General features: G+C 72.4%; 24 protein-coding genes. 14 read left to right on the top strand and 10 right to left on the bottom strand.

Annotation, left to right across the window (positions count from 1 at the left end):
* Position 1 precedes the first annotated feature (1 nt).
* From BJY16_RS40990 to dhaM, 3 genes are all read right to left on the bottom strand, one after another.
* Positions 2 to 1351: a glycoside hydrolase family 10 protein gene (locus BJY16_RS40990; RefSeq protein ID WP_185044904.1), complete on the bottom strand. Its 1350-nt coding sequence runs from the start codon at positions 1349 to 1351 to the stop codon at positions 2 to 4.
* Between the two features lie 778 nt (positions 1352 to 2129).
* Entirely contained in the window at positions 2130 to 2393 is a 264-nt protein-coding gene (locus tag BJY16_RS40985) for an HPr family phosphocarrier protein (RefSeq protein ID WP_185044903.1), read from the bottom strand.
* Positions 2377 to 2760 carry a dihydroxyacetone kinase phosphoryl donor subunit DhaM gene (dhaM, locus tag BJY16_RS40980; RefSeq protein ID WP_185044902.1) on the bottom strand — a complete coding sequence of 128 codons (384 nt, stop codon included), beginning with the start codon at positions 2758 to 2760 and terminating at the stop codon, positions 2377 to 2379. The genes BJY16_RS40985 and dhaM overlap by 17 nt, the downstream gene beginning before the upstream one ends.
* Before the next feature lie 66 nt (positions 2761 to 2826).
* On the opposite strand from dhaM, the gene dhaK reads away from it, so the two are divergent.
* From dhaK to BJY16_RS40955, 5 genes are read left to right on the top strand one after another with little or no spacing between them, the layout of a single operon-like run.
* On the top strand, positions 2827 to 3819 hold the full coding sequence (gene dhaK / locus BJY16_RS40975) for a dihydroxyacetone kinase subunit DhaK (protein ID WP_185044901.1): 993 nt from the start codon (positions 2827 to 2829) through the stop codon (positions 3817 to 3819).
* 3 nt (positions 3820 to 3822) lie between these two features.
* Positions 3823 to 4443, top strand: coding sequence for a dihydroxyacetone kinase subunit DhaL (gene dhaL / locus BJY16_RS40970; RefSeq protein WP_203758801.1), 621 nt, complete (start codon positions 3823 to 3825; stop codon positions 4441 to 4443).
* A 58-nt stretch (positions 4444 to 4501) separates the two neighbouring features.
* Positions 4502 to 6082 (top strand): methyl-accepting chemotaxis protein, encoded by a 1581-nt coding sequence (locus BJY16_RS40965; protein ID WP_185044900.1) that lies wholly within the window; start codon positions 4502 to 4504, stop codon positions 6080 to 6082.
* A gap of 23 nt (positions 6083 to 6105) precedes the next feature.
* The gene (locus BJY16_RS40960) at positions 6106 to 6762 is read left to right on the top strand and encodes an acetoacetate decarboxylase family protein (protein ID WP_185044899.1); all 657 of its coding nucleotides are present in this window, start codon (positions 6106 to 6108) and stop codon (positions 6760 to 6762) included.
* Positions 6763 to 6782: 20 nt separating this feature from the next.
* Entirely contained in the window at positions 6783 to 8021 is a 1239-nt protein-coding gene (locus BJY16_RS40955; RefSeq protein ID WP_185044898.1) for a YibE/F family protein, read from the top strand.
* Here the strand turns inward: BJY16_RS40955 and BJY16_RS40950 are convergent.
* Positions 8018 to 8656 carry a DUF4360 domain-containing protein gene (locus tag BJY16_RS40950; RefSeq protein WP_185044897.1) on the bottom strand — a complete coding sequence of 213 codons (639 nt, stop codon included), beginning with the start codon at positions 8654 to 8656 and terminating at the stop codon, positions 8018 to 8020. The two genes, BJY16_RS40955 and BJY16_RS40950, sit on opposite strands and share 4 nt — an antisense overlap.
* Positions 8657 to 9120: 464 nt before the next feature.
* Here BJY16_RS40950 and BJY16_RS40945 point away from each other — a divergent pair, with 464 nt between their 5' ends.
* Complete coding sequence (locus BJY16_RS40945; RefSeq protein WP_185044896.1) at positions 9121 to 10053, top strand: hypothetical protein; 933 nt, start codon at positions 9121 to 9123, stop codon at positions 10051 to 10053.
* Here BJY16_RS40945 and recD2 read toward each other — a convergent pair.
* The gene (recD2, locus tag BJY16_RS40940) at positions 10043 to 12235 is read right to left on the bottom strand and encodes an SF1B family DNA helicase RecD2 (protein ID WP_185044895.1); all 2193 of its coding nucleotides are present in this window, start codon (positions 12233 to 12235) and stop codon (positions 10043 to 10045) included. The two genes, BJY16_RS40945 and recD2, sit on opposite strands and share 11 nt — an antisense overlap.
* Positions 12236 to 12259: 24 nt before the next feature.
* On the opposite strand from recD2, the gene BJY16_RS40935 reads away from it, so the two are divergent.
* The 3 genes from BJY16_RS40935 (at position 12260) to BJY16_RS40925 (ending at position 14376) form a co-directional block, all read left to right on the top strand.
* The gene (locus BJY16_RS40935) at positions 12260 to 13234 is read left to right on the top strand and encodes an acetylxylan esterase (protein ID WP_185044894.1); all 975 of its coding nucleotides are present in this window, start codon (positions 12260 to 12262) and stop codon (positions 13232 to 13234) included.
* A 56-nt stretch (positions 13235 to 13290) separates the two neighbouring features.
* Positions 13291 to 13617 (top strand): PadR family transcriptional regulator, encoded by a 327-nt coding sequence (locus BJY16_RS40930; RefSeq protein WP_185044893.1) that lies wholly within the window; start codon positions 13291 to 13293, stop codon positions 13615 to 13617.
* 108 nt (positions 13618 to 13725) lie between these two features.
* A complete protein-coding gene (locus BJY16_RS40925) occupies positions 13726 to 14376 on the top strand; it encodes a hypothetical protein (RefSeq protein WP_185044892.1) in 651 nt (216 codons plus the stop codon).
* A 512-nt stretch (positions 14377 to 14888) separates the two neighbouring features.
* Here BJY16_RS40925 and BJY16_RS40920 read toward each other — a convergent pair.
* A complete protein-coding gene (locus BJY16_RS40920) occupies positions 14889 to 15380 on the bottom strand; it encodes a flavoprotein (protein WP_185044891.1) in 492 nt (163 codons plus the stop codon).
* Between the two features lie 92 nt (positions 15381 to 15472).
* Between BJY16_RS40920 and BJY16_RS40915 the strand changes: the two genes are divergently transcribed.
* Together BJY16_RS40915 and BJY16_RS40910 are read left to right on the top strand one after the other, a co-directional pair.
* The gene (locus BJY16_RS40915) at positions 15473 to 15745 is read left to right on the top strand and encodes a YggT family protein (RefSeq protein WP_185044890.1); all 273 of its coding nucleotides are present in this window, start codon (positions 15473 to 15475) and stop codon (positions 15743 to 15745) included.
* A gap of 106 nt (positions 15746 to 15851) precedes the next feature.
* Positions 15852 to 16226 (top strand): nuclear transport factor 2 family protein, encoded by a 375-nt coding sequence (locus BJY16_RS40910; RefSeq protein ID WP_185044889.1) that lies wholly within the window; start codon positions 15852 to 15854, stop codon positions 16224 to 16226.
* A gap of 1045 nt (positions 16227 to 17271) precedes the next feature.
* Here BJY16_RS40910 and BJY16_RS40905 read toward each other — a convergent pair.
* Positions 17272 to 18789, bottom strand: a complete 1518-nt coding sequence (locus BJY16_RS40905; RefSeq protein ID WP_239176620.1) for an aldehyde dehydrogenase family protein — start codon at positions 18787 to 18789, stop codon at positions 17272 to 17274.
* A 131-nt stretch (positions 18790 to 18920) separates the two neighbouring features.
* Between BJY16_RS40905 and BJY16_RS40900 the strand changes: the two genes are divergently transcribed.
* Entirely contained in the window at positions 18921 to 19901 is a 981-nt protein-coding gene (locus BJY16_RS40900) for a DUF2804 domain-containing protein (RefSeq protein ID WP_185044887.1), read from the top strand.
* 13 nt (positions 19902 to 19914) lie between these two features.
* Here BJY16_RS40900 and BJY16_RS40895 read toward each other — a convergent pair whose 3' ends face one another.
* Together BJY16_RS40895 and BJY16_RS40890 are read right to left on the bottom strand one after the other, a co-directional pair.
* Positions 19915 to 20538: a maleylpyruvate isomerase family mycothiol-dependent enzyme gene (locus tag BJY16_RS40895; RefSeq protein ID WP_185044886.1), complete on the bottom strand. Its 624-nt coding sequence runs from the start codon at positions 20536 to 20538 to the stop codon at positions 19915 to 19917.
* Position 20539: 1 nt separating this feature from the next.
* The gene (locus BJY16_RS40890; RefSeq protein WP_185044885.1) at positions 20540 to 20995 is read right to left on the bottom strand and encodes a WapI family immunity protein; all 456 of its coding nucleotides are present in this window, start codon (positions 20993 to 20995) and stop codon (positions 20540 to 20542) included.
* Positions 20996 to 21041: 46 nt separating this feature from the next.
* On the opposite strand from BJY16_RS40890, the gene BJY16_RS40885 reads away from it, so the two are divergent.
* Both BJY16_RS40885 and BJY16_RS40880 read left to right on the top strand, forming a co-directional pair.
* Positions 21042 to 21632 (top strand): HAD family hydrolase, encoded by a 591-nt coding sequence (locus BJY16_RS40885; RefSeq protein ID WP_185044884.1) that lies wholly within the window; start codon positions 21042 to 21044, stop codon positions 21630 to 21632.
* Between the two features lie 99 nt (positions 21633 to 21731).
* Positions 21732 to 22352, top strand: coding sequence for an RraA family protein (locus BJY16_RS40880; RefSeq protein WP_185044883.1), 621 nt, complete (start codon positions 21732 to 21734; stop codon positions 22350 to 22352).
* A 261-nt stretch (positions 22353 to 22613) separates the two neighbouring features.
* Here the strand turns inward: BJY16_RS40880 and BJY16_RS40875 are convergent, their stop codons facing one another.
* Positions 22614 to 25961, bottom strand: coding sequence for a proline dehydrogenase family protein (locus BJY16_RS40875; RefSeq protein ID WP_185044882.1), 3348 nt, complete (start codon positions 25959 to 25961; stop codon positions 22614 to 22616).
* Between the last annotated feature and the right edge of the window lie 92 nt (positions 25962 to 26053).

Genomic DNA, 26053 nt, shown 5'->3' with positions numbered 1-26053 from the left:
CCTAGGAAGCGGCGCAGGTGGCCGTACCGGAAGGGGCGGATCCGGTGCCCTGGAAACCGAAACTGGTGCTGGCTCCGGCAGCGACGCTGCCGTTGTAGCCGACGTTGCTGAACGTCACCGCGCCACTGGAGCCGCTGGCCGTGGTGCTCCAGCTGTTCGTGACCGCGGCGCCGGAGGGCAGGGTGAGCGAGACCTTCCAGCCGGTCAGCGCGCTGGAGCCGGCCGTGACCGTGACCGTGGTGACGAAACCGCCGGTCCAGGCGTTGTTGGCGAACGTCGCGGTGCAGGCGCCACCGCCCGGGTTGGGCGAGCTGCTGCTGGCCGAGGCCGACGGGGACGGGCTGGTCGGGGTGGCACCGAAAGCGTTGATCACCGCGGTGTAGGCGGCCTTCGGGTTGCCGCTGTTGTCGAAGAGCAGCGGGGTGTCACCGGACCGCCACGAGTCCGAGTCGCGGATGCCCCAGACGGTGATGCCGGTGCACTTGGTGATCGCCAGGCAGGCCTTCACCACGCTGGCGTAGGAGTTCGCCTGCGCGGTGCCGGAACCGGCGATGTCCAGCTCGGTGATCTGCACCTCGACGCCCAGGTCGGCGAACCGCTGCAGGTTGGCCTGGTAGTCGCTGGGCAGCGGGGAGGCCGAGTTGATGTGCGACTGGAAGCCGACGCAGTCGATCGGCACGCCGCGGGCCAGGAAATCCTTGACCATGGTGTATATCGCGGTACTCTTCGCGTTGACGCCGTCGGTGTTGTAGTCGTTGTAGCAGAGCTTGACGCCCGGGTCGGCGGCCCGCGCGGTCCGGAACGCCACCTCGATCCAGTCGTTGCCGGTCTGCTGCAGGTTCGAGTTGCGGCGGGAGCCGTCGCCGTTGTCGGAGAACGCCTCGTTCACCACGTCCCAGGCGTAGAGCTGGCCCTTGTAGTGGGTGGCGACGTTGGTGATGTGGTTGACCATCGCGTTGCGCAGCGCGCTGCCGCTCAGCGACGACGTCCAGCCCGGCTGTTGCTGGTGCCAGGCCAGGGCGTGCCCGCGGACCCGCTGGCCGTTGGCCTTGGCGCGGTTCACGATGGTGTCCGCGCCGGCGTAACTGAACGAGTTCTGGGACGGCTCGGTGGCGTCCCACTTCATCTCGTTCTCCGGGGTGACCATGGTGAACTCGCTGTCCAGGATCCGGGTGTAGACCGAGTCGCTGAACTTGTAGGCGGCGGCCGCGGTGCCGAAGTACTTGCCCTTGGCGGAGGCGGCCGAGCCGAGCGTGGTCGCGGCGTTCGCGGCGGGGGAGAGGGTGACGAAGGCGCCGGCGGCGAGGGCGCCGGCCGTCACGACGGTGAGGATGGCGGGGGTTCGTCTCATCGGGAGCTCCAGTTGGGGATCTGGAGGCATCGACAGTTATCGACACCGCACGGAACGCTACCGACACTTCTCGGAAAACTCAACCGGTTCAGTCCGAAACTTCGCAGGTCCCAGGCTTCGAAACTTCCGAAAGATCAAAACCGATTGACGGTACGATGGCCGCGCTGACCCTGCTGGCCACAGCTGCGCGAAGCCGCAGCGATCCGCAACTTCCCCAGTCCCCGCCCTCCCAGGGGGAGCCGCCCGAAGACAGTGTGGCGGGGATTCGCGCCATCGCGGAGCCTGCCCTGTGGACAACCTGCCAGTGTGGATTTCTTCTGAGCAGTGCCGGGCTGGCTGCTGGAGGTGTCTCGACCGGCTTGCCCCGTTCCTGGCCCACTTGGTGAGACGCCTGGCTGGTGGTCAGGGGTGTCTCGAACACCTGAGGCACCCCTGACGCCCAGCCAGCACCGTTCGGCTGGTGCCCAGGGGTGTCTCAACCGCCTCGAAACACCCCTGACAGCCAGCCGGTTCCGCGCGGCAGGCGACGGGCATGCGGGTGGCTCCTGTTGGCTGGCGGACCGCCGGAAGTGGCGGCCGCAACCGGGGGTTGGCAGGTCGGTGGCTTGGGGTGCGGATCGTGGCGCGCGGGGAACAGGGGTGGCGGCCGCAACCGGGGGTCGGCAGGTCGGTGGCTCGGGGTGCGGACCTCGTCCCGTCGCGGACCGCGAGCGGCGGCCACGGCAGGGACGAGGATCGCTGGTGGGGACATTCGCAAGGCGTGCCGGAGGAGCGCGGATCACTCGGCGGTGCGCAGGACCTCGGCGACCGCCTCGGCGGCGGTGGGGGCGTCGGCGCCGGTGGCGACCACGGTGACGGTGGCGCCGGTGTTCGCGCCGAGGGACATCAGCTTGAGGGCGCTCCGAGCCGAGACTTCACGGGCGCCGTGGCGTACCGAAAGGGTGGTGTCCGGGAAGCGGGCGGCGGCCCGGACCACCTCGCCGGCCGGGCGGGCGTGCAGGGCCGCCGGGAGCACGACCGGGATCTCAGAACTTGTCGACATCGCGGGCCTCCCGGGCAGCCTCGGCGACGGTGGCCAGGTCGGCGCCGGTGGAGGCGGTGACCGCGGCGGCCACCGCGCCCTCGACGAACGGCGCGTCCACCAGGAGCGGGCCCGGCGCCTCGTCGAGCACCGCGCGGGTGGTCAGCACCGCGCTGCCCAGGTCGGCCAGGATCAGCACGCCGGCGCCGGCGTCGGCCCGCTCGATCGCCGCGGTGATCCGCTCCGGGCTGGTGCCCAGCTCGCCGTCGTCGGTGCCGCCGGCCGGCACCACGTGCACGTCCGGGGTGGCGACCTGGCTGAGCAGCTCGGCCAGGCCTGACGCCAACTGCTCGGAGTGCGATACCAACACGATTCCCACGAGCCCCATGGATCTCGACTCTAGACCGCGCGAGGATGCAGGAGGTGATGGAGTAATCACGGAAGGGAGCCGGTCGTGAAGAAATTCATCAACGATCCCGCGGACGTGGTGGCGCAGGCGCTGGCCGGGGTCGCCGCGGCCCACCCGGAGCTGCGGGTGGAGATCGACGAGCAGTACATCGTCCGGGCCGACGCGCCACGCCCGGGCAAGGTCGGGCTGGTCTCCGGCGGTGGGTCCGGGCACGAGCCGCTGCACGGCGGGTTCGTCGGCCCGGGCATGCTCGACGCGGCCTGCCCCGGCGAGATCTTCACCTCGCCGGTGCCGGGTCAGATCCTGGCCGCCACCAAGGCCGTCGACGGCGGCGCCGGGGTGGTGCACATCGTCAAGAACTACACCGGCGACGTGATGAACTTCCAGCTGGCCGCGGAGCTCGCCACCGAGGAGGGGATCAGCGTCGAGACGGTGCTGGTCGACGACGACGTCGCGGTGGAGGACTCGACCTGGACCGCCGGGCGGCGCGGCACCGGCGCGACCCTGCTGGTCGAGAAGATCGCCGGGGCGCGGGCCGAGGAGGGCGGCAAGCTCGCCGAGGTGGCCGCGATCGGCCGCGAGGTCAACACCCATTCCGGATCCTTCGCGTACGCGTTGACGGCCGGCACCACGCCCGCCGCCGGCCGTCCCGGGTTCGAGTTGCCGGCCGACGAGATCGAGGCCGGCGTCGGGATCCACGGCGAGCCGGGCCGCCGGCGGGAGAAACTGCGGCCGGCCAAGGAGCTGACCCACGCCGCGCTGGACGCGATCCTGGACGCCAAGCCGTTCCCCGGACCGGTGATCGTGCTGGTCAACGGGCTCGGCGGGACCCCGCTGATCGAGCTGTACCTGATCTACGGTGAGGTGGCGAGACACCTCGAGGAGCGTGGCGTGCGGATCGCCCGGCAGCTCGTCGGCAACTATGTGACCAGCCTGGACATGGCCGGCATGTCGCTCACCCTGTGCCAGGCCACCGACGAGATGATCCGACTCTGGGACGCGCCGGCGCGGACCCCCGGACTGCGCTGGGGTGCCTGAGACGTGGATGTCGCACTCGCCCGGGACTGGATGCGGGCCGCCGCCGACCTGATCGCGGCCGACGCCGACCGGCTCACCCAGCTCGACTCCGCGATCGGCGACGGCGACCACGGGGTGAACCTGAACCGGGGCTTCACCGCGGTGGTCGCCGCCTTGGAGAAATCGCCCCCGGAGACCGTGTCGGAGGTGCTGGTCAAGGCCGGCGCCACGCTGATGTCCCGGGTCGGCGGCGCGTCCGGCCCGCTCTACGGCACCGCGCTGCGCTCGGCCGGCAAGGCGTTGCCGGCCACCGCCGAGGTGGCGCCGGCCGACCTGGGCGCGGCGCTGCAGGCCGGCCTGGCCGCGGTGCGCAAGCTGGGCGGGGCCGCGCCCGGGGACAAGACGCTGGTCGACGCGTTCACCCCGGCCCTGGAGGCGTTCGACAAGGCGGTGGCGCAGGGCGGCGGCCTGGCCGAGGCGGCCGGGGCGGCGGCCCGGGCGGCCGAGGCGGGCGCCGAGGCCACCGTGCCGTTGCAGGCGCGCAAGGGCCGCGCGTCGTACCTGGGGGAGCGCAGTATCGGACACCAGGACCCAGGAGCCACCTCGACGAGCCTGATCTTCCGGGCGCTGGCCGACGTTTCTTAACTGTGCGCGTTCCGTGCCGATTCAGCGGGTGTCAGACACTGCTACGGAAGGCACGGCGATGGGGTTGAGTGGGGCGTTCGACAACCGCTCTTTGCGGGCGAAGATCGGTGCGGCGGCCCTGACCGCGACCATCGGTGGCCTGATCGTGGGCGGCATGTCGATCAGCACGGTACGGGGTCTCAACCAGGACGCCGAGGAAGCCCAGAAGAAGTCGTTCGGGATCCAGTCGGCGGTCGCCTCGTTCAGCGAGAACCTGGAGGCGTTCGTCGGCAACGGCTCCGCGATCCAGCTGTACCCGTCGGCCGCGCAGCAGATCGGCGCGGCCGCGGCGCAGAACAAGAAGGCGGCCACCGACGCGCTGGAGACGCTGAACCGCAGCCTGCCCGGGGATCCCACCGTCGCGCGGACCCAGAAGGACTGGAAGGCGTTCCTCGAGTTCCTCTCCGCCACGCCGCCGGCCACCACGCACAAGCCGACCAAGGCCGAGCTGGCCGCCGGCCTGGCCCAATACACCAAGCTGCACGACGCGCTGGGCGCCGACGCCGACGCGCTGCAGGCCCGGGCCTCCGATGTGACCGCGCAGCAGATCCAGGACGCGGATTCCGCGGCGTCCCGGGCCACCTGGACGATCGCCGGTGTGCTGGCGGCCGGTGTGCTGCTCAGCCTGCTGATCGGTTTCCGGGTCGCGGCCCGGGTCCGGGCCGACGTCCAGCGCGTCTCCCAGCTCGCCGAGGGCCTGGCCGAGGGTGACCTGACCCGCACCTCCGGGGTGACCGGCCAGGACGAGGTCGGCCAGATGGCCGCCGCGCTGGACAAGGGCATCGCCCGGCTCCGCGAGGACGTGGTCCAGCTGGCCGGCAGCGCGTCCACCCTGCAGCACGCGGCCGGTCAGCTGACCGCCGTCTCCGGCGCCGTCGACGCGGCCGCCACCGAGGCGTCCTCGCAGGCCGGCACGGTCTCCGCGGCCGCCGAGACGGTCTCCAACAACCTGCAGTTCGTCTCGGCCGGCGCCCAGGAGATGGGCTCGGCGATCCGCGACATCAGCGTCTCCACCTCCGAGGCCACCCAGGTGGTGGTGCAGGCGGTGCAGGCGGCCGCGGCGACCAACCAGATCGTGGCCCGCCTCGGCGAGTCGTCCGCCGAGATCGCCACCGTGGTCAAGGTGATCACCAGCATCGCCGAGCAGACCAACCTGCTCGCGCTGAACGCCACCATCGAGGCGGCCCGCGCCGGTGAGCTGGGCAAGGGCTTCGCGGTGGTGGCCGGCGAGGTCAAGGACCTGGCCCAGGAGACCGCCAAGGCGACCGAGGACATCTCCCGGCGGGTGCAGTCGATCCAGACCGACACCAGCGGCGCGGTCAGCGCGATCGAGGAGATCAGCGAGATCATCGAGCGGATCAACGGCCTGCAGCTGACCATCGCCTCGGCGGTCGAGGAGCAGACCGCGACCACGCAGGAGATGAACCGGACGCTGACCGAGGCGGCCGGCGGCGCCGGCGACATCGCGGCCACCATCACCGGCGTCTCGGCGGCCACCCAGCGGACCACCGAGACGATGGGCGACACCCGCCGGGCCGCCGACGAGCTGACCGTCACCGCCGGGCAGTTGCAGAGCCTGGTGTCCCGCTTCCGTTACTGACAGATGGGTGCCAATGTAAGGGCATGTACCCGCCCGAGCCCTGGCACCTGCGCGGACAGATGTACCTGTCGGTCTTCCTGATCCCGATGCGTGCCGTGCCGCCGCTGCCCGAGGTGCTGGGTGCGGCGGCACGGCCGTTGTCGTTCGGCGGGCGGGCCGCGATCGGCGCCGCCTGGGTGGACTATCAGCCCGGCGGCGTCCTGCACTACCGGGAGCTGCTCAGCGCGGTGCTGACCCACGAGCGCGGCCGGCCCCGGGTCAGCATCACCGACATCTGGGTGGACAGCGTCGCGTCCCGGGACGGCGGCCGGCGGCTCTGGGGCATCCCCAAGGAGCTGGCCGAGTTCACCCTGGAGGCGGACGACGACCTGGTGGACGCGACCGCCGCGACGCCCGGCGGGGCGCCGATCGGGTCCGCTCTGGTCCGGCTGAAACGGCGGGTGCCGGGCCGCTTCCCCCTGGGTCTCACGGTGGCTCAGGCCCTCGGCGACCAGGTGCGGCGGACCCCGGTGCGAGGCCGCGCCGGTTTGCGGACGAGCAACGCGGCGTGGCGCCCCGACCCGGACGGTCCCCTGGGCTACCTGGCCGGACGCCGGCCGGCGCTGAACCTCGCGGTCACCGACTTCTGGCTGGTCTTCGGGCGTTCCGCGAAGGACCGCGCCGCCGCCCGCCCCCGCTAGGACCGGTACGGTTCGTCAGCATGGCCGGTCATCACCACAGTCATGCTGCCCCGGACGACCCGCTGCCACAGGCGCGCAAGCTGACCCTGATGCTGCTGATCCCGGCGGTGCTGCTGACCGCGCTCGGCATGCTGCTGCTCTGGCCCCGGGACGCCCCCAAGGCCGACACCGCGGAAGGGCCCACGCAGGTCAACGGCGTGGTGCAGACGGTCACCCCGGCCGAGTGCGCGCCGGTGCCGCAGGGCGAGACGCAGCCCACCGGCTGCGGCACCGCGGTGGTGAAGCTGGCCAGCGGCGAGGTGATCAGCACCGACCTGCCGTACGGGCCGGGCGCTCCCACCATCGAGGCCGGTGACCGGGTGGTCCTGCTCGGCCTGGAGGAGGAGGGCGGCGGGCTCACGTACACCATCTCCGACCACCAGCGCGGCCGGGAGCTGTGGATCCTCGGCGCGGCGTTCGCCCTCGCGGTGATCGCCTTCGGCCGCTGGCGCGGGCTGACCGCGCTGGCCGGGCTCGCCGTCACGTTCGGCGTGCTGCTGTTCTTCATCGTCCCGGCGATCCTGGACGGCCGGTCGCCGATGCTGGTCGCGGTGGTCGGCTCGGCCGCGATCATGCTGACCGTGCTCTACCTGACGCACGGGCTGACCATCACCACCACGATCGCCGTGGCCGGCACCCTGACCAGCCTGATCATCACCACCGTGCTGGCCGAGATCAGCGTCGCGGCGGTGCACCTGACCGGCGTCGCCGACGACACCTCGAACTTCCTGTCGATCACCCAGGGCTCGGTCAACATGCAGGGCCTGCTGCTGGCCAGCATCGTGATCGGCTCGCTGGGCGTGCTGGACGACGTGACCGTCACCCAGTCGGCCACGGTCACCGAGCTGGCCCTGGCCAATCCGGCGTACGGCTTCCGCAGTCTCTACGGCGCGGCCACCCGGATCGGCCGGGCGCACATCGCCTCGGTGATCAACACGATCGTGCTCGCCTACGCCGGTGCGTCGCTGCCGCTGATGCTGCTCTTCGCGACCGGCGGGACCCCGGTCAGCGAGCTGCTCACCGGTCAGCTGATCGCGCAGGAGCTGGTGCGCAGCGCGGTCGGCACGATCGGCCTGATCGCCGCGGTGCCGATCACCACGGCGCTGGCCGCGCTGATCGCGCACCGGATCGCGGTGGCTCGGAAGGCCGGGCCGGCCGTCGTGGCGACGGCCGGCCCGCGCCCGCCCACCGAGAGCCCGTGGGCGGCCTTCGACAATTAGAAGCACTTCTTCCAGGCGACCCGGTACACCGTGTTGATCGAGGCGTCGGTGGAGTCCATCGAGATGAAGCTGGTGTGCTTGCGGGCGTCCGACGAGCCGCGGTTCACCCGCAGGTCGGTGTTGATGTTCAGATAGCGCCGCTCGCCGCAGGACAGGAAGCTCAGCGAGGCGATTCCCACCTTGTCGGTGCGCTGCCAGTTGTCGTCGAACGGCCCCTTGAAGTTGTGCTCGATCCGGGTGGTCTGGGAATGGCCCTGGAAGTAGTAGTTGGCGGCTTCCTGAGCCCACGCGCCCTTCGCCAGGCTGGCGTATCCGCGATAGTCCGCGCCGGCGATCGCGAACGTGAATCCGGACGGCACCTTGATGTCCAGCGCGATCTGGCAATTCTTCCGGAAATCGAGTGGCGAGGATTCCGGGCCGACCTGTGCGGTGTAGTCCGAGTAGGTCACGGTGAACGCCGTGTTGTCCGGCGAGACCGTGATCTTCGCGGACTTGTCCGGGCAGCCGGACCCGTTCGCGTTCACCACGTTGATGATCATCATCTCGTCCGGGGTGGGCAGCGGCGATGCCTGGGCCGGTGCGGCGACGGCGAGAGAAGCGAGCATCGCGGCGCCGGCGGTCAGTTGACGGAACATGAATAACTCCCGTTTATCGGATCGTTTCGGTGCGTTGGGAGAAGGATATTTCCGGAATGCCCCGCGCGATTTGATTCGCCCTCGCCGTGTTCAGTGGAATTCGTTGTCCGGGCGTCTGCGGGCGGCGGCTTTTCGGCCGGGATTCCCGCATTCCGGCCCGGCCGGAAGGAAATGGTGCTAATGGGCGGGCCGCCGGTCGGCCGGCCCGGGTGCTATACAGGTCGCCGTGCGCAGAAGACTCTTCGGGTGGATCGTCCAGCTGGTGATCGGCCTGGGCATCGTGGCCGGCGGGCTGTGGACGGTGGACCGGCACACGCTCACCGCCGAGGAGCTCGAGGACGACTCGACCCACATGATCTATTCGCAGCAGGTGGAGTGCGGCGGCCAGGAGATGGACGCCGGCGACGAGTGCGTGTCGTACAGCAACGGCCGCGAGGTCGGCAGCCGCGGGGTACGCCGACGAGATGGCCGAGATCCGGGAGAAGTACTCGGTCGACGGCCGGCGCGACCACCACGCCCTGGTCCGCCAGGTCGGCTGGGGCGCGGCCGGGCTGGGCGTGCTGCTGATCCTCGGGGTGCCGGTCAGCGCGGTGCGCACCGCCCGCCGGGAGGCCGCCGTGGAGCGGGCGGCCGCCGGCTTCCGGGCCGGCCCGCCGCTGCACCCGGTCCCGCCGCACCCGCCGCTGCACCCGCTCGGCGAGACGATCGGCAAGCGGCCCCGGGCCGAGGGCGTCGGCGGGACGGTGGTCCTGATCCTGGTCATGGCGCTCGGCTCGTTCGTCGGGCTCACCTTCGTGATCGTGGACGAGACGATCGTGGCCTGGCTCGGCATGGTGGTCTGCCTGGCCTTCGCGCTGGCCGGCTGTGGCAGCCTGGTGGACTTCTGGCGGACCCGGGTCGGCCGGCGCCGGTGGGCCCGGTCCCGCGGCTTCCTCTACCGCCGGTTCGACCACGACCTGGTCGCCCGGCTGAACCTGCCCGGGCTCAAGGCCGGCAAGCCGTTCGCCGAGTACGTGGTCTTCGGCGCCTACCAGGGCCTGCCGTTCGTGGTCTTCACCTACCGGACCGCCAAGGGGGTCGGGCGCAACGCGTGGGCGATGGCGCTGCCCGGCGCGGTGCCCCGGCTGCGGGTCGAGGACGTGGCGGTCAGCGACCGGCTCGGCGCCGGCTCCGCGCCCGGCTGGCGTGAGGTCTGGCCCGGGCTGCGCGCGCTGGCCGACCTGCGGCACCCCGACGAGTTCAGCGCGGACGGCGCGGTGATCTGGGAGGACCCGACCAGCAAGCTCTCCGGGGTGAACGCGGCCGAGCTGGAGCGGCGGCTGCTCGGCCTGCACACGGTCGGCGCGGCCCTGGCGGCCACGCCGGTCCCGGAGCGGCAGCCGGAGCCTACGAGCTGAGGCGCTCGGTCAGCGCGGTGTGCCGCCGGCCGGCGCCGACCGTGCGGACCGCCGCGGCGAGGGCCTTGCGCGACCCGACCAGCACCACCAGCTTCTTGGCCCGGGTGATCGCGGTGTAGAGCAGGTTCCGCTGCAGCATCATCCAGGCGCTGGTGGTCAGCGGGATCACCACGGCCGGGTACTCCGAGCCCTGCGAGCGGTGGATGGTGATCGCGTACGCGTGCGCCAGCTCGTCCAGCTCGTCGAAGTCGTACTCGATCAGCTCGTCCTCGTCGGTGCGTACCGTCAGGGTCTGCTCCTCGGGCGACAGCCCGGTCACGACGCCGACCGTGCCGTTGAAGACGCCCGCCACCCCCTTGTCGTAGTTGTTCCGGATCTGGGTGACCTTGTCGCCGACCCGGAACACCCGGCCACCGACCCGGCGCTCCGGCAGCCCCTCGCGGCCCGGCGTGAGCTGCTGCTGCAGCAGCGTGTTCAGCGCGCCCGCGCCGGCCGGGCCGCGGTGCATCGGGGCGAGGATCTGCACGTCCCGGCGCGGGTCGAGGCCGAACTTGCGGGGGATCCGGGTGCACGCCACGTCCACGGTGAGCGCCGCGGTCGCCTCGGTGTCGTCGCACGGGAACAGGAAGAAGTCGGTCATCCCGTCGAGCAGCGGCGGCCGGCCCTGGTTGACCCGGTGCGCGTTGGTGACCACGCCGCTCTCCGCGGCCTGCCGGAAGATCTGGGTGAGCCGGACCCGGGGGATCACCTCGGCGGCCAGCAGGTCGCGCAGCACCTCGCCGGCGCCGACGCTGGGCAGCTGGTCGACGTCGCCGACCAGCAGCAGGTGCGCGCCCGGCGGGATCGCCTTGACCAGCTTGTTCGCCAGGATCAGGTCGAGCATCGAGGACTCGTCGACGACCACCAGGTCGGCGTCGAGCGGGTTGTCCCGGTCGAAGGTGGCGTCGCCGCCGGGCTGCAGCTTGAGCAGCCGGTGCACGGTGGCGGCCGGGTGGCCGGTCAGCTCGGCCAGGCGTTTCGCGGCGCGGCCGGTCGGGGCGACCAGCTGGATCTTGGCTTTCTTGGCGGCGGCCAGCTCGACGATCGAGCGGACGGTGAAGCTCTTGCCGCAGCCCGGGCCGCCGGTGAGGACCGCGACCTTCTCGGTCAGCGCGAGTTTGACCGCCGCCTCCTGCTCGGGGGCCAGGGTGGAGCCGGTGCGCTGGTGCAGCCAGGCCAGCGCTTTCGACCAGTCCACGCCGTGGAAGGCCGGCATCCTGTCCGACCTGTCCCGCAACAGGGCGACGAGCGTTGACGCGAGGGACATCTCCGCGCGATGGAACGGCACGAGGTAGACATGGTCGCCCTCGCGAACCACGCCCTCCTCGGCGACCAGGTCATCGAGACATGCCGGGATGAGTCCCGGCGGCACTTCGAGGATCTTGGCGGCCTCGTCGGTCAGCTGCAGGACCGGCAGGAAGCAGTGGCCGTTGTCGGTCGCCTGGGACAGCGTGTACTGCAGGCCGGCCTTCACCCGTTCGGGGCTGTCGTGCGGGATCCCGACCGCCTGCGCGATGGTGTCCGCGGTCTTGAAACCGATCCCCCAGACATCCGACGCCAGCTGGTAGGGGCTGTTCTTGACCACCGAGATGGACGCGTCGCCGTACTTCTTGTAGATCCGGACGGCGATCGAGGTGGACACCCCGACCCCCTGGAGGAAGAGCATCACCTCCTTGATCGCCTTCTGCTCGGCCCACGCCGCGGTGATCTTCTTGGTGCGTTTCGGGCCGAGCCCGTTCACCTCGATCAGCCGGTCCGGCGACTCCTCGATGATCTGCAGGGTGTCCAGTCCGAAATGGTCGACGATCCGCTCGGCGAAGACCGGCCCGATGCCCTTGACCAGGCCGGATCCCAGGTAGCGGCGGATCCCCTGAATGGTCGCCGGCAGCACGGTGGTGTAGGAGACCACCTCGAACTGGCGGCCGTACTGCGGATGCGACGACCACCAGCCGGACAGCCGCAGGCTCTCCCCGGGCTGGGCGCCGAGCAGCGCGCCGACCACGGTCAGCAGGTCCGGGCCGCTCTTCGCGGTGGCCACCCGGGCGACCGTGTAACCGGTCTCCTCGTTCACATAGGTCAGCCGCTCCAGCACCGCTTCCAGAACGTGCGGCGCCGGGCGGGAGGACGGTGCCGCGGCGGACATGGCGACCATCGTACGGTTGCTTCCATGGCGCATTTTGATCTCTCGCTGGCCGACCTCCGCACCCACCGCACGGCCACCCCGGAGCCGGCCGGCTTCGCCGAGTTCTGGTCCGGCACGCTCGCCGAGGCGCGGGCCGCCGCCAAGCCGGTCGAGCTCACCGAGGTGCCGACCCCGCTGCGCGGCCTCACCACCTACGACGTGACCTTCACCGGCTACGCCGGCCAGCCGATCCGGGCGTGGCTCAACGTTCCAGCCGGCGCAACCGGTCCGCTGCCGATCGCGGTCGAGTTCATCGGGTACGGCGGGGGCCGCGGCCTGCCGATCGACTGGCTGGTCTGGTCCGCCGCCGGATACGCGCACCTGGTGATGGACACCCGCGGGCAGGGCGGCGGCTGGCGGGGCGGCGCCACCCCGGACGTCGACCCGGACGGCGCCGGACCGTCCTCCCCCGGCTACCTGACCCGGGGCGTGCGCTCGCCGGAGACGCACTACTACCGGCGGCTGTTCACCGACGCGGCGCGGGCCGTGGAGACCGCCGCCGAGCTGCCCGGCGTCGACGCGTCCCGGCTGGTCACCACCGGCAAGAGCCAGGGCGGGGCCCTCTCGATCGCGGCCGCCGGGCTGGTCCCCGACCGGGTCTCCGCGGTGATCGCCGGGGTGCCGTTCCTCTGCGACATCCGCCGGGCGGTGACCATCACCGACAGCTTCCCGTTCCAGGAGATCGTCCAGTTCCTCCGGGTGAACGCCGACCAGGCCGAGCGGACCTTCGCCACCCTGGACCACTTCGACGTGGTCAATCTGGCCCGCCGGGTCACCGCCCCGGCCCTGTTCTCCGCCGCGCTGATGGACGAGGTGTGCCCGCCGTCGACGGTCTTCGCCGCGTACAACGAGATCGCCGGGGCCAAGGAGATCGAGATCTACGAGTGGGACGGGCACGACGGCGGGCGGACCTTCTTCGACGTGAAAGCCCTGGAGTTCGCCGCGAAACACGTCCTCTGACACCGGCCCGGAGCGACCCTATGTAGCGAAACTGACGGGCTGCTACGTTGGGTCGCATGCTCAAGCCGATCCGGGCGACCACCGCGGTGGCCAAGGTGCTGGCCGCGTTCCTGCAGGACCCGGCCGCCGATCGGTACGGCCTGGACCTGATGCGCGACAGCGGCTACCCGAGCGGCACGCTCTACCCGATCCTGACCCGCCTGGAGAAGGCGGGCTGGATCGAGGCCCGGTGGGAGACGCTCGACCCGGTCGCCGCCGGCCGCCCGGCCCGGAAGTACTACCGGCTCACCGGCGACGGCGCGGTCGCCGCCCGGGCCGAGCTGGCCGAGCTCAACCGGCAGCTGACCCGCGGCCTGGGCGTCGCCGAGCCGCGCACCACCTGACCAGATCTCCCACGGGTTGCGGTCGGAGTTCCTGGCCGCGATTCCTCAACCCGACCCCTCCGGTACCGACGTGACTGGCCGCGAAACGTCATACCGGAGGAACCCCTGATGCAGCCGACCCCCCGTCGTGCCCTGCGGCTGACCGCCGTGCTCGCCTCGGCCTGCGCGCTGACCGGCTGTGCCGCGTTCGCCTCGAGCCCCACCACCACCGCGACCCCGGAAGCCACCCTGCAGGCCGCCCCGACCAGCACGTTCCTGCAGACGCCCGCGGTGCCGAACACGTCCGCCCCGAACCTGGCCACCACCGGCGCCAACCTGCCCGCGGTCGTCGCCTCGCTGATCAAATACGGCCAGTGGCTGATCGCGAACCCGGACCCGTCGAAAGCCGTCATGATCGCGGCGCCTGGCTGCAGCGCGGCCACCCAGCTGATCGCCGAGACCCAGTCCCTGATCGACCAGAACGCCTACGTGACCACCAGCACCCCGACGGTGACCGCGGTCCGCTGGCCGTCCCCGTCCCCGAGCGCCATCCCGCTCGGCGACCGGACCAGTCTGGACATCCAGGTGAGCCGCCCGGCCGAGGCGGTCACGCCGCGCAAGACCGGCGACCAGACGCAGATCCTCGCCTACCTCCCGGAGCTGAAGTCCACCACGGTCCGGATCACCCTGGTCCGCAGCGCCGACAAGAAGTGGCGCTTCTGCGACGTCACCACCCCCCTCGACGGCAGCCGAGCCGACTCCATCACGGCCCTCCTCTGATCCGCCCCGCGCGGGACAGCGCGGTCAGCCTCCCCCGCCAACACGTCAGTCCCCACCGCTCCCAGGGGGAGCCGCCCCGAAGACAGTGTGGCGCGGCGGCGGGCCCTCGCGGGGTGAGCCTGTGGACGACGCGCTGATGTGGACAACTCACCGTTGAGCCGGCAGCAGCCGCTGGGGTCGGCTGCCGGGCTCACCGGCTCGGTGGGAGCGGTAGTCGGCAGCCGCCGGGGGTCGGCTACCGGGCTTACCGGTTCGGTGGGAACAGTAGTCGGCAGCCGCCGCCTGGTTCGGCTACCGGGCTCACCGGCTCGGTGGGAGCGGCAGCCGCCAGCCGCCGCCTGGTTCGGCTGCCGAGCTCAGCGGGTCGATGGGAACGGTAGTCGGCAGCCGCCGCCTGGTTCGGCTACCGGGCTCACCGGCTCGGTGGGAGCGGCAGCCGCCAACAGCCGCCCGGGTCGGCTACCGGGCTCACCGGGTCGGTGGGGACGGGGCTGGTGCGGTCGGGGTGGGGCTCACGTCGTACCGGAGGAAGGAAGAAGGTCGATGGCCGGCTGCCAGGTGAACGGGTGCGGGGCGGTCAGGCGGACGCCGGCGGCGCGGAGCACGGCGAGGTTGCCGGCGAAGGCCGGGTGGGCGGCCAGCTCGGGCTTCACGTGGACGGCGGCGACGATCGGGAGGTCGCCGCTCAGGTACTCGTTGAGCAGGCCGACGGCCAGGTTGTCGTTGACGCCGGTGGCCCACTTGTTCAGGGTGTTGAAGGTGGCCGGGGCGACCAGGACCGCGTCCGGGGTGAGGGCGGGCCAGGGTTCGTCCGGGAGCGGCATGCGGTGCAGCAGCGGCCGGCCGGTGCGCTCGGCGACGTCGCCGAGGAACGGCCAGCTCGCGGCGGACGGCGTGGCCAGCACGGTGACCTGCCAGCGGCGCGCCTGGAGCAGGTCGATCAGCTCGCCGATCCGGCGCAGCGGGGTGGCCGCGCAGACCACCAGCAGCAATTGATCAGTCACCCACCGCAGGGTAGTGCTCAGCGGTTGCTCAGCAACTTCACAACCGGACGCGTCACAGTGGGACGCACATTCCGCCGACTCGGAGGTACGTGATGGGTCTTCTCGGCATCATCAGCCTGGCGCTGCTGATCGTGCAGTTCCTGCTGATCGCCCGCGCCGTCCTGGACTGGAGCGCGGTGCTGGCCGGCCCGGCGATGCCCGGCTCGTTGCGCTCCCGGGTGTCCGGCGGGGTGTTCGCGGTGACCGAGCCGATCCTGGCCCCGGTGCGGAAGCTGATCCCGCCGCTGCGGGCCGGCGGCGTCTCGATCGACCTGGCGTTCATCATCGTGTTCTTCGCCGTCACGATCCTCCGCAGCCTGATCTGACGGTCGCCGCACCAGGCGTTCGACGGGCCGCGCATCCCTCGGGGTGCGCGGCCCGTCCGCGTTTCCGCCGTCGGCCGGATCCCGGACGACGGCCTAGAGTCGCCGGATGACCGATTCGCACAGGGAACTCTTCGAACGGTACGTCTACGCCGGCGCGATCACCCGCGATCCGGACGCGGTCGCTGAGCTCTTCACCGAGGACGGCGTCTTCGAGGCGCCCCTCGTCGCTTCGGACGGGCCGCTGCCGCGCCGCCTGGCGGGCCGGGAGGCGATCCGGGCCGGGGTCGGCGCCTTCCAGCGGGACGATGCCGGGCCGGTCGACCCGGAACGGTCCGGCTACGTGCTGCACGAGACCGCCGACCCGGACGTGTTCATCGCCGAGATCGACGCGGTGAGCGGTGGCGTGCCGATGGCCCTGGTGCAGATCTTCCGGATCCGCGACGGCCGGATCGCCCACCTCCGCGACTACTTCCGCGCCTGACGCGCCCTCCAGCAAGGCCGCGTGACCGCATCGGGTCCGTGCTCCGTCCGGGTCCGCGTTGCGTCCGGGTCCGCGTTGCGTCCGGCCCGCCTGATTCGGCGATGACCGCGGGTCGGTGCGGGCCCGCGTCCGATTTCAGGCCGCGATTTTCGGTACGCCCGGATCGCGCCCAGCCGGCACGCGCGGACGGCTGCCTCCAGGGGGCCGAGGCAGCCGCCCGCGCCGGTTGAGTCGTGCCGTGGATGGCGCTGTGGATGGCCGGGGGCTTGGTGGTGGGCGCGCGGGGTGGCCGACGGCCGTGGTGGGTGACCAGCCGGCGGACGGCGGACGGCCGCTGCGGCTGGGAACGCTCGACGCCGGGAGTGCGGCGGAGACGATCGCGTTGGGCGCCGCGGAACCGGGGGCCTTGTGGGCGGAAGCCGCGGAACCGGCCTGCATGGCGCTGTGAGCCACCGAAGCGGCGGCCTCAGGATGGCCGGGAGCCGCTGAACGGGCGGGCTCGGGATGGCCGGGACCCGCGCGACGGGCGGGCTCGGGACGGCCGACAGCCGCGCGACGGGCGGGCTCGGGATGGCCGGGAGCCGCGTAACGGGCGGGCTCAGGATCGCCGGGAGCCGCCGAACGGGCGGGGCCGAGGGGTGCCGGCCCGGGTCGGGACTGGGCGCGGGCCGCGAGGCTGGGGTGCGCGGCGTGCGGGGCGACCGGGCTGCGGGCCGGGATGGCCGGCGAGCGGCTCCGGTCGTACCGGAAAGGGTGTGAGCGGGGCAAGCGGGCGGAGCGGGACCACCGCGTGGTCCTCCGGCCGGGTGGCCGGGTGCTGCGGGTGCGGGCTGGGTCGGCCACCTGGGTCATGGCGCCTCCCGGCCGGCCGCCGCTGCGGACCTGGTGGGTGGGCCCGGGTCGTCGGGTGGGCGGGGCTGGGCCGCGGGGTGGGAATGCGTGCCGCGGCCCCCTGTGTCGGCTCCTGTCATGGCGCTCATTATTGATGAGGATGCATGGATAGCAAGGCTTCCCGCCGGATGGTAACGAGCCCGAAACGGCTTTCTCAGAACGGATACGACGGCGGCTGGTCGCGGACCGTCACCCAGCGGGTCTCGGTGAACGCCTCGATGTTGGCGCCGGCGCCGCCGAACCGGGAGCCGGTGCCGGACGCCGCGACCCCGCCGAACGGGCTGTTCGCCTCGTCGCTGACGGTCTGGTCGTTGATGTGCACGATGCCGGTCGGGATCCGGTCGGCGAGGGCCAGGCCCTTCATCACGTCCCGGGTGATGATGCCCAGCGACAGACCGTATTCGGAGGCGGTGGCGAGCCGGACCGCGTCGGCCGGGTCGGTGAACCTCAGGACCGGCGCGACCGGCCCGAAGATCTCCTCGGTGAACGCCGGCGTGCTGTCCGCGACATCGGCCAGCACCGTCGCCGAGTAGAACAGGTCCTGGTAGGTGCCGCCGGCCGCGACCCGCGCCCCGGCCGCCGCCGACCCGGTGACCAAGCTGTGGATCTTGTCGCGCTGCCCGGCGTCGATGATCGGGCCGAGCACCACCTGCTGGCGGGCCGGGTCGCCGACCGGCAGCGCGGCCGCCTTCGCCGCCAGCCGCTCGACGAAGTCGTCGTAGAGCCGCTCGTGCACCAGGTGCCGCCCGGTGGTCATGCAGATCTGGCCCTGGTGGAAGTACGACCCGAAGGACGCCGCGGCCACCGCCTGGTCCACGTCCGCGTCGCCCAGGACGATCATCGCGGAGTTGCCGCCCAGCTCCAGGTGGGCGCGTTTCAGGTGCTCGCCGGCGAGCGCGCCGACCCGGCGGCCGGCCCGGGTGGAGCCGGTGAACGAGATGACCCGGACCAGCGGGTGGGTGACCAGCGCCTCGCCGACGTCCGGGCCGCCGGGCAGCACCTGGAACAGGCCCTCCGGCAGGCCGGCCTCCTCGAAGACCCGGGCCAGCGTGACGCCGCCGGTGACCGCGGTGCGCGGGTCCGGCTTGAGGATCACCGCGTTGCCCAGCGCCAGGGCCGGGGCGACCGAGCGGATGGCCAGGATGATCGGCACGTTGAACGGGGCGATCACCGCGACCACGCCGGCCGGGACGCGGCGGGACATCGACAGGCGCGGCTCCTCGCTGGGCAGCAGCTCACCGTACGGCAGGCTGGGCAGCGCGGCCGCCTCGTAGCACTCCTGCTCGGCGACGTGCAGCGCGAACCCGGCCATCGGCGGGATCGCGCCCACCTCGCGCACGTTCCACCAGGAGATCTCCTCGGCGTGCTCGGCCCAGAGCGCGGCGGCCCGGCGCAGCACGGCGGCCCGGCGCGGGTGCGGGGTGGTGGCCCACGAGCGTTGCGCCTCGGCGGCCAGCCCGGCGGCCTCGGCGACGTCCTCGGCACTGGCCCGGCCGCTGCGGCCGAGCACGTCGCCGGTGGCCGGCTCGATCACGTCGAAGGCCTCGGCGCGCCCGGGCCGCCAGCCGCCGCCGAGGAAGATGTTGCCGGTCCAGATCTTCTCGTCGAGGAACACGACGATCGCCTCCTGCTGGGGATGAGCCGACGAGGGATGGAGCCGACGGTAGTCCACCCGCGGCGGGAACGGGCGGTTCCGCGAAGTCGCCCGGCTCCGGATGCGATATCTCGGGAGAATTCGGGCGGTCATTGTCGGATGACTACCCACCGCGAGACGCCTGGTTGACCCGGCGGTAACCTGCGCGCGTGACGCACGAGATCCAGATCACCGAGCCGGTCGACCTGTGCCTGCCGGACGGCCGCCTCAACCCGGCCGCCGTGGGCTGGAGCCGCAAGCCGCTGCACCGGGCGAACCTGCGCGGCTGGGGTCGTCGCAAGCGCTGGGAGTACTGGGGCGTGGTCACCCCGGCGCACATCCTCGGGGTGGTCGCGTCCGACCTGGACTACGCCGGCGTGCACAGTCTGTACCTGCTGGACCGGGTCAGCGGCAAGGAGATCGCGGTGGACGCGACGGTCCCGCTGGCCCGCGGGGCGGTCCTCCCGGACCGCAGCGGATCCGGGCGGGTGGCCGCTTCCGGCCGCGGCCTGCGCATCGAGATCGATCAGACCTTCGACGGTACGACGGTCCGCGCCCACAGCCGCCGCGTCGAGGTCGACCTCACCATGCCGGCCGTCGAGGACCGGGACGCGCTGGGCGTGGTGGTCGGCTGGAGCCGCAAGCGCTTCCAGTACACGGTCAAGGACGTCGGCCGCCCGGTGCACGGCACGATCACGGTCGACGGGGTGGAGCACGTCGTCCCGGCGCGCGGCTCCTACGCGACGCTGGACCACGGGCGGGGCAAGTGGCCGTACCGGATGACCTGGAACTGGGCGGCCGGCGCCGACGCGGACCGGGCCATCCAGCTCGGCGGCAAGTGGACGGACGGCACCGGCACCACCGAGAACGCGGTCTTCGAGGACGGCCGGCTGCACAAGATCGGCGCCGACCTCCGCTGGGAGTACGACCGCGCCGACTGGCTCAAGCCGTGGCGGATCACCGGGTCCGGGGTGGACGTCACCTTCGAGCCGTTCCACGAGCGGGTCGCCCGTACCAACCTGGGCGTGCTCGCCTCGGAGACGCACCAGTGCTTCGGCCGGTTCTCCGGCTGGGCCCGCACCTCGGACGGCCACAAGCTCGACCTGGACGGCCTCACCGGCTGGGCCGAGGAGGCCCGCAACCGCTGGTGACCCCGCGACGCGGTCAGATGATCGAGTAACCGGCCGGGAGCGGCTCCCGGCCGGTCAGGGCGCGCAGCAGGCGGACGCTGTCGCCGACGCCGAGCGCGGTGCGGGTGGCCAGGGTGACCGCCTCGGCGACCACCTCGATCGGCGGCTCGAACGGGCGGCCGGCCGCGGCGGCCGCGTCCAGGCCGTGCACGACCAGCTCGAAGGTGCGGGTCGCGATCCAGTCGCGGACCCGCATCCCGCCCACCGGGGTGATGATCAGGTCGTCGTCGTTGACCCGGGAGAGCGCCTCGGTGGCGCCGCCGATCAGCGTGTTGACCTCCTCGGACAGGTCCTCGCCGAAGCTCTTGGCGGTGGCCCGGGCGTCGTCCGAGGAGGCGGCGCTGGCGGCGGCCAGCAGCTCCGGCGGGGCGGACCGGGCGAAGGCGAAGTAACCCTCGGCGGTCTCCACGTCGACGTGCGGGGCCCGGGTCGCGAGAACCTCCGGAACCTGGCGCAGCGCCGAGCTCACCGTGTGCCCGAGCAGCTCGCGGAGCGTCCACTCGCCGAGGGCGGGCTGGTCCAGGCGCTCCGGCGGGAGACTCGCGACCAGTCCGGCGTACGCGATGGCGGCGGATCGGAAGGTGCGGCGGAAATCCATCTCACCAATCTGCCAGATCCGCGCGGGGCGGGAAGGCTGCGATCTCCGCGGTCCAGGCGCCGGCCGCGCGGCGCAGCGCCTCGGTGGTGACCTCCAGCTGGATCCGGTGGACCCGGTCCAGACCGGTGCCGGGCAGCCAGGGCGGCAGGTTCTCGTGCGAGAACGACACCTCCAGGACGTGCGTGCCGGCCTCCTCCCGCAGCTGCCGGAACGCCACGTTGGGCTCGATGAACTCCAGCTCGGCGGCCTCGGTCCGGCCGTCCAGCCAGTCGGCCAGCTCGATCGTCTCGGCGACGGTCAGGCACGGGCTCTCCGCCTGCCAGGTGTGCCCGTTGCGGTCGGCGGCCGCGACCGACACCACCAGCCAGTCCTCGGTCGGGTCGGCCGGTTCCGCGTCGAACTCGTAGCGCAGCGGGCGCATCCGCAGCCAGCCGCCGTTCTCCGAAGCGATCTCCACAACACCATTCTCGCGGCCTTACAAGATCACCGGGTAGCCTTCGGCGGTGCTCCTACCCCTCCCGCCCGGCGACTTCGACGCGTACCTGTTCGACTGCGACGGCACCATCACCGACTCCATGCCGGTCCACTACCGGGCCTGGCAGGACGCGCTGGCCGAGTGGCGGTGCGAGTTCCCGGAGGAGCTGTTCTACGCGTGGGGCGGCCGGCCGGTGGTGGACATCGTGGCCGAGCTGAACCAGCGGCAGGGACTGGCGATGCCGGTGGCGGCGGTGGCCGCCCGGCAGGAGGAGCTGTTCCGGGCCGGGCTGGGCACGATGCGGGCGGTGCCCGGGGTGCTGGCGCACATCCACGAGGCGCACCGCCGGGTGCCGTTCGCGGTGGTCTCCGGCAGCACCCGCGAGTCGGTGGTCGACTCGCTCACCGCGCTCGGCCTGCTCGAGCACTTCCCGGTGCTGGTCTGCGCCGGCGACTACGCGAGGCCGAAACCGGACCCGGAGCCCTACCTGATGGCCGCCCGGCTGCTCGGCGCCGACCCGGCGCGATGCCTGGTCTTCGAGGACACCGAGCTGGGGGTGCGGGCCGCCGAGGCGGCCGGGATGGCTTGCGTACGGGTGCCGCCCCCGTGGGAACGCTGACCGCCCGTCAGCTTGTTCTTTTCCGCCCTCGTTGTCGCGCCGCCGCCGTCCCGTCGCCTCCTCGTCGATGCCACCCGCACGCTCGTTAAGGTCATCGGCATGACGACCGGTGACTTCTCGCAGATCCCGCCCACCACGCTCGCCGACGTGCTCGGCCGGGACCGGGTGATGGACATCGGCATCCGCCCGCTCTGGATGCCGGTGCCCCGGGTGGCCGGGCCGGCCTTCACGGTCCGCTGCGTCCCCGGCGACAACCTGATGCTGCACGCCGCGATCTACCGCGCCCAGCCCGGCTCGGTGATCGTGGTCGAGTCCGGCGACCTGGACTACGCGCTGGCCGGCGGCAACGTCTGCGCGGTCGCGCACCGCCGGGGCGTGGCCGCGTTCGTGCTGGACGGCCTGATCCGCGATCTGGGCGAGGTGCGCGAGGACGGCTTCCCGGTCTTCGCCCGGGGCGTCATCCCGATCCCCGGCACCAAGGCGAAACTCGGCAGCATCGGCGAGCCGGTCACCTGCGGCGGCGTCACCGTCCGCCCGGGCGACATCGTGGTGGCCGACGAGGAGGGCGTGGTCGTCGTCCCCGGCGACCGGCAGGAGTCGGTGCTGGCCGCCGCCCAGGCGAAGCTCGCCAAGGAGAGCGCGGAGACCCTCGACGACTGGGAGGAGTCCCACCGCGCCCGCATCGAGATCACTCTCGCCGAGCACGGCTTCCCCGGCTGACCCCGTCGCGAGCTGGGCGTCAGGGGTGTCTCGAGGTACTCGAGACACCCCTGACGCCCAGCCGGACGCACCGCGAGGCGCGCTGTGGTCCGGGCCGTGACGCGCCTCGCGGTTGCGGGCTGGGCGTGAGGGGTGTCTCGAGGTACTCGAGACACCCCTCACGCCCAGCCGGGGAGCGCGCGCCGCGGCCGGGACGGTGACCGGCGGCGGGCGCCGCGCTCAGCGCAAGCAGGGGACCGCGGCTTGCGGCCAGCGGTGAGGTCAGAGGACCTCGGCGGCCATCGGGAGCGGGTTGCCGAAGCGGTGGGCGGTGATGCTGACCGCCTGCTCGCGCAGGAACGGGAGCAGCTCCACCCGGCCGGCCTCGACCACCGGGCCGGCCCAGATCGCCAGGTCCGGGCGGCCGCCGGTGGCGGTGGCCAGCTCGGACGCGGAGCCGCCGATCAGCCGTACCCGGCCGGCGCCGGTCAGCCCGGCCGCGAACGCCTCGTCCGACTCCACGGTCAGCTCCGGGCAGTGCGCGGCCAGCGCGGCCGGCAGCTCGACCGCCGAGGACACCCGGATCGGGGCGCCGGTCAGCAGGCCGGCGGCGAGCACCCGGACCAGGTCGGTGGGCGATCCGCCGTCGGCGAGCCGGATGGTGACCGGGGTGGGCAGGTAGCGCAGGACGTTGCGCTCGACGCCGAGGTCCGACACGTCCTCGGCACGGCCGAACGACGCCGCCCAGGCGGCCGCGTCGCTGCGGGCGGCACGCTCCGTGGAGGCGGTGACGAGGGCGGCGCAATCGGCGAGCAGGGATCGTACCGAAGCAGCCTGGATGTCGGCCCGGGCCGACGACTCACCCGGCGCCCAGCCGCTCAGCCCGATCAGGTAGTTGGGGCCGCCGGCCTTGGTGCCGGGGCCAACCGCGGACCGCTTCCAGCCGCCGAACGGCTGCCGGCGGACGATCGCGCCGGTGATGCCCCGGTTCACGTAGAGGTTGCCCGCCTGCGCCCGGTCCAGCCAGGTGCGCACCTCGGCCGCGTCGAGCGAGTGCAGCCCGGAGGTGAGCCCGAAGTCCACCTCGTTGACCAGGTCGATCGCCTCGTCCAGGGTGGCCGCCGTCATGATCCCGAGGATCGGGCCGAAGTACTCGGTGCGGTGGTACGCCGACCCGCGCCGCACCCCGTCCCGGATGCCCGGGCTCCACAGCTGCCCGTTCTCGTCCAGCTGCCGTGGCTGCAGCAGCCAGCTCTCCCCGGCGCCGAGCGTGGTCAGCCCGTCGAGCAGCTTCCCGGCGGCCGGCTCGACCAGCGGGCCGACCTGCGTGGTGACCTCCCACGGCCAGCCCACCGCGAGCGACGACACGGCGTCGAGCAGCTGGGTCCGGAAGCGCTCCGAGCGGGCCACCGACCCGACCAGGACGACCAGCGAGGCGGCCGAGCACTTCTGCCCGGCGTGCCCGAACGCGGACGCCACCACGTCCTTGACCGCCAGGTCCAGGTCGGCGCTCGGGGTCACGATGATCGCGTTCTTGCCGCTGGTCTCGGCGAGCAGCGGCAGGTCCGCCCGGAACGAGCGGAACAGCTCCGCGGTCTCGTAGGCGCCGGTCAGGATCACCCGGTCGACCAGCGGGTGGGCGACCAGTTCCCGGCCCAGCGTGCCCTCGTCGACCTGGAGCAGGGTGACCAGGTCGGGGTCGGCGCCGGCCGCGGCCAGCGCGTCCCGGACGATCCCGGTGAGCACGGTGCCGCAGCGCTCGGCCGGGCCGGCCGGCTTGATCACCACGGCGGAGCCGGCGGCCAGCGCGGCCAGCATCGAGCCGGCCGGGATGGCGACCGGGAAGTTCCACGGCGGGGTGACCAGGGTGACCCGGGCCGGGACCGGGGTGGCGCCGTCGATCTCGGCGGCGGACAGCTCGGCGTAGTAGTGGGCGAAGTCGATCGCCTCGGAGACCTCGGGGTCGGCCTGGTCGATGGTCTTGCCGGCCTCGGCGGCCATCACCTCGAGCAGGATGTCCCGGTTGCGCTCCAGCGCGTCGCCGACCTGGTGGAGCACCGCGCGGCGGTCGGCGGCTCCCCAATTCGCCGCGGCGGCCTTGCCGAGCAGCTCGTCGAGCGCCGCCTTCTCGGCGATGCGGGGGATGTCCGTGCCGAGCTGCGAGGTGGGCACCCGGGAGAGGATCTCGCGCATCCGGGTCCGGTTGGCGGCGACGGCCGGGTCGGTGTCCGGCGAATTCGCGAAGTGTCCCGGCTGGGCGGCGGGTGTGGCCGCATGCCGATCCGCGACCCGGTTGGCGGCCGGAATGCTGTCGTCCAGGTCGCGCAGCGAGGCGAGGAACCGTTCCTTCTCCCGCTCGAACAGCGCCTCGTCCTGGTGCAGCTCGAACACCGCGGACATGAAGTTGTCCGAGCTGGCGCCCTCCTCCAGCCGCCGGATCAGGTAGGCGATCGCCACGTCGAACTGCTCCGGCCGGACCACCGGCGTGTAGAGCAGCAGCCCGCCCACCTCCCGCCGGACCGCCTCGGCCTGCCCCTCGGCCATGCCGAGCAGCATCTCGAACTCGATGCCGTCGCGCACCCCGCGCTGCCCGGCCAGGGTCCAGGCGTAGGCCACGTCGAACAGGTTGTGCCCGGCCACGCCGATCCGGACGTTCCGGATCCGGTCGGCCTGCAGCGCGTAGTCCAGGACCCGCTTGTAGTTGGTGTCGGTGGCCTGCTTGCTGTCGCAGGTGGCGACCGGCCAGCCGTGCAGTGCCGCCTCGACCCGCTCCATCGGCAGGTTCGCGCCCTTGACCAGGCGCACCTTGATCCCGGCGCCGCCCCGCTCGCGCCGCGACGCGGACCAGACCTGCAGCCGCGTCATCGCGCTCAGCGCGTCCGGCAGGTAGGCCTGCAGCACGATGCCGGCCTCCAGGCCGAGCAGGTCGGGCCGGTCCAGCAGCCGGGTGAAGACCGCGATGGTCAGATCGAGGTCCTTGTACTCCTCCATGTCCAGGTTCACGAACTTGCCGGTCCGCGCGGCCAGCGTGAACAGCGGGAGCAGCTCGGTCACGATGTCGTCGACGGCCTCGTCGAACGCCCACGGATTGTGCGGGGCCACGGTCGACGACACCTTGATCGACACGTAGTCGACGTCGGCCCGGGCCAGCAGGCGCTCGGTGTCCTTCAGGCGGCGGGAGGCCTCACCGCGGCCGAGGACGGCCTCGCCGAGCAGGTTGACGTTCAGGCGTACCCCACGCCTCTTGATCTTCTTGATCGCGCGGCCCAGGCGGGCGTCGGTGGCGTCGACGATCAGGTGGCCGACCATCTGGCGCAGCGCGCGGCGGGCGATCGGCACCACGACGTTCGGCATGATCGGGGCGAGCGCGCCGCCGAGCTTCACCGCGGCGCGCAGGTGCGCGGGCAGGAAGCCGGGCACGTCGCCGGCCAGCGCGTGCAGGGTGCGGGCGCTGACCTTGCGGTCCTCCGGACGGACCACGCCGTCCACGAAGCCGACCGCGAACCCGAGACCCTTCGGGTCGCGCAACAGGCCGGCCAGCTGCGCTGCCGAGCCGCCGACCGGGACGGTCGCGGCCTCACTCAACCAACGACGCACGAGAGCGATCGTCTCGTCGGCAATCTCAGACATCGGGATGCTCCTTCCGCATTCGTTGAGAGTCTGTATCCAGAAATCCGGTAAGGAAAAGCGAAGCTTTCTGACGAGTAACCTTCAGTACGGCT

This window comes from Actinoplanes octamycinicus (genome assembly GCF_014205225.1).
In the GTDB taxonomy this organism is placed as follows: Bacteria; Actinomycetota; Actinomycetes; order Mycobacteriales; family Micromonosporaceae; genus Actinoplanes; species Actinoplanes octamycinicus.
Note: the sequence above shows the minus strand (reverse complement) of the source record. Positions and strands in the feature narration are given on the sequence as shown.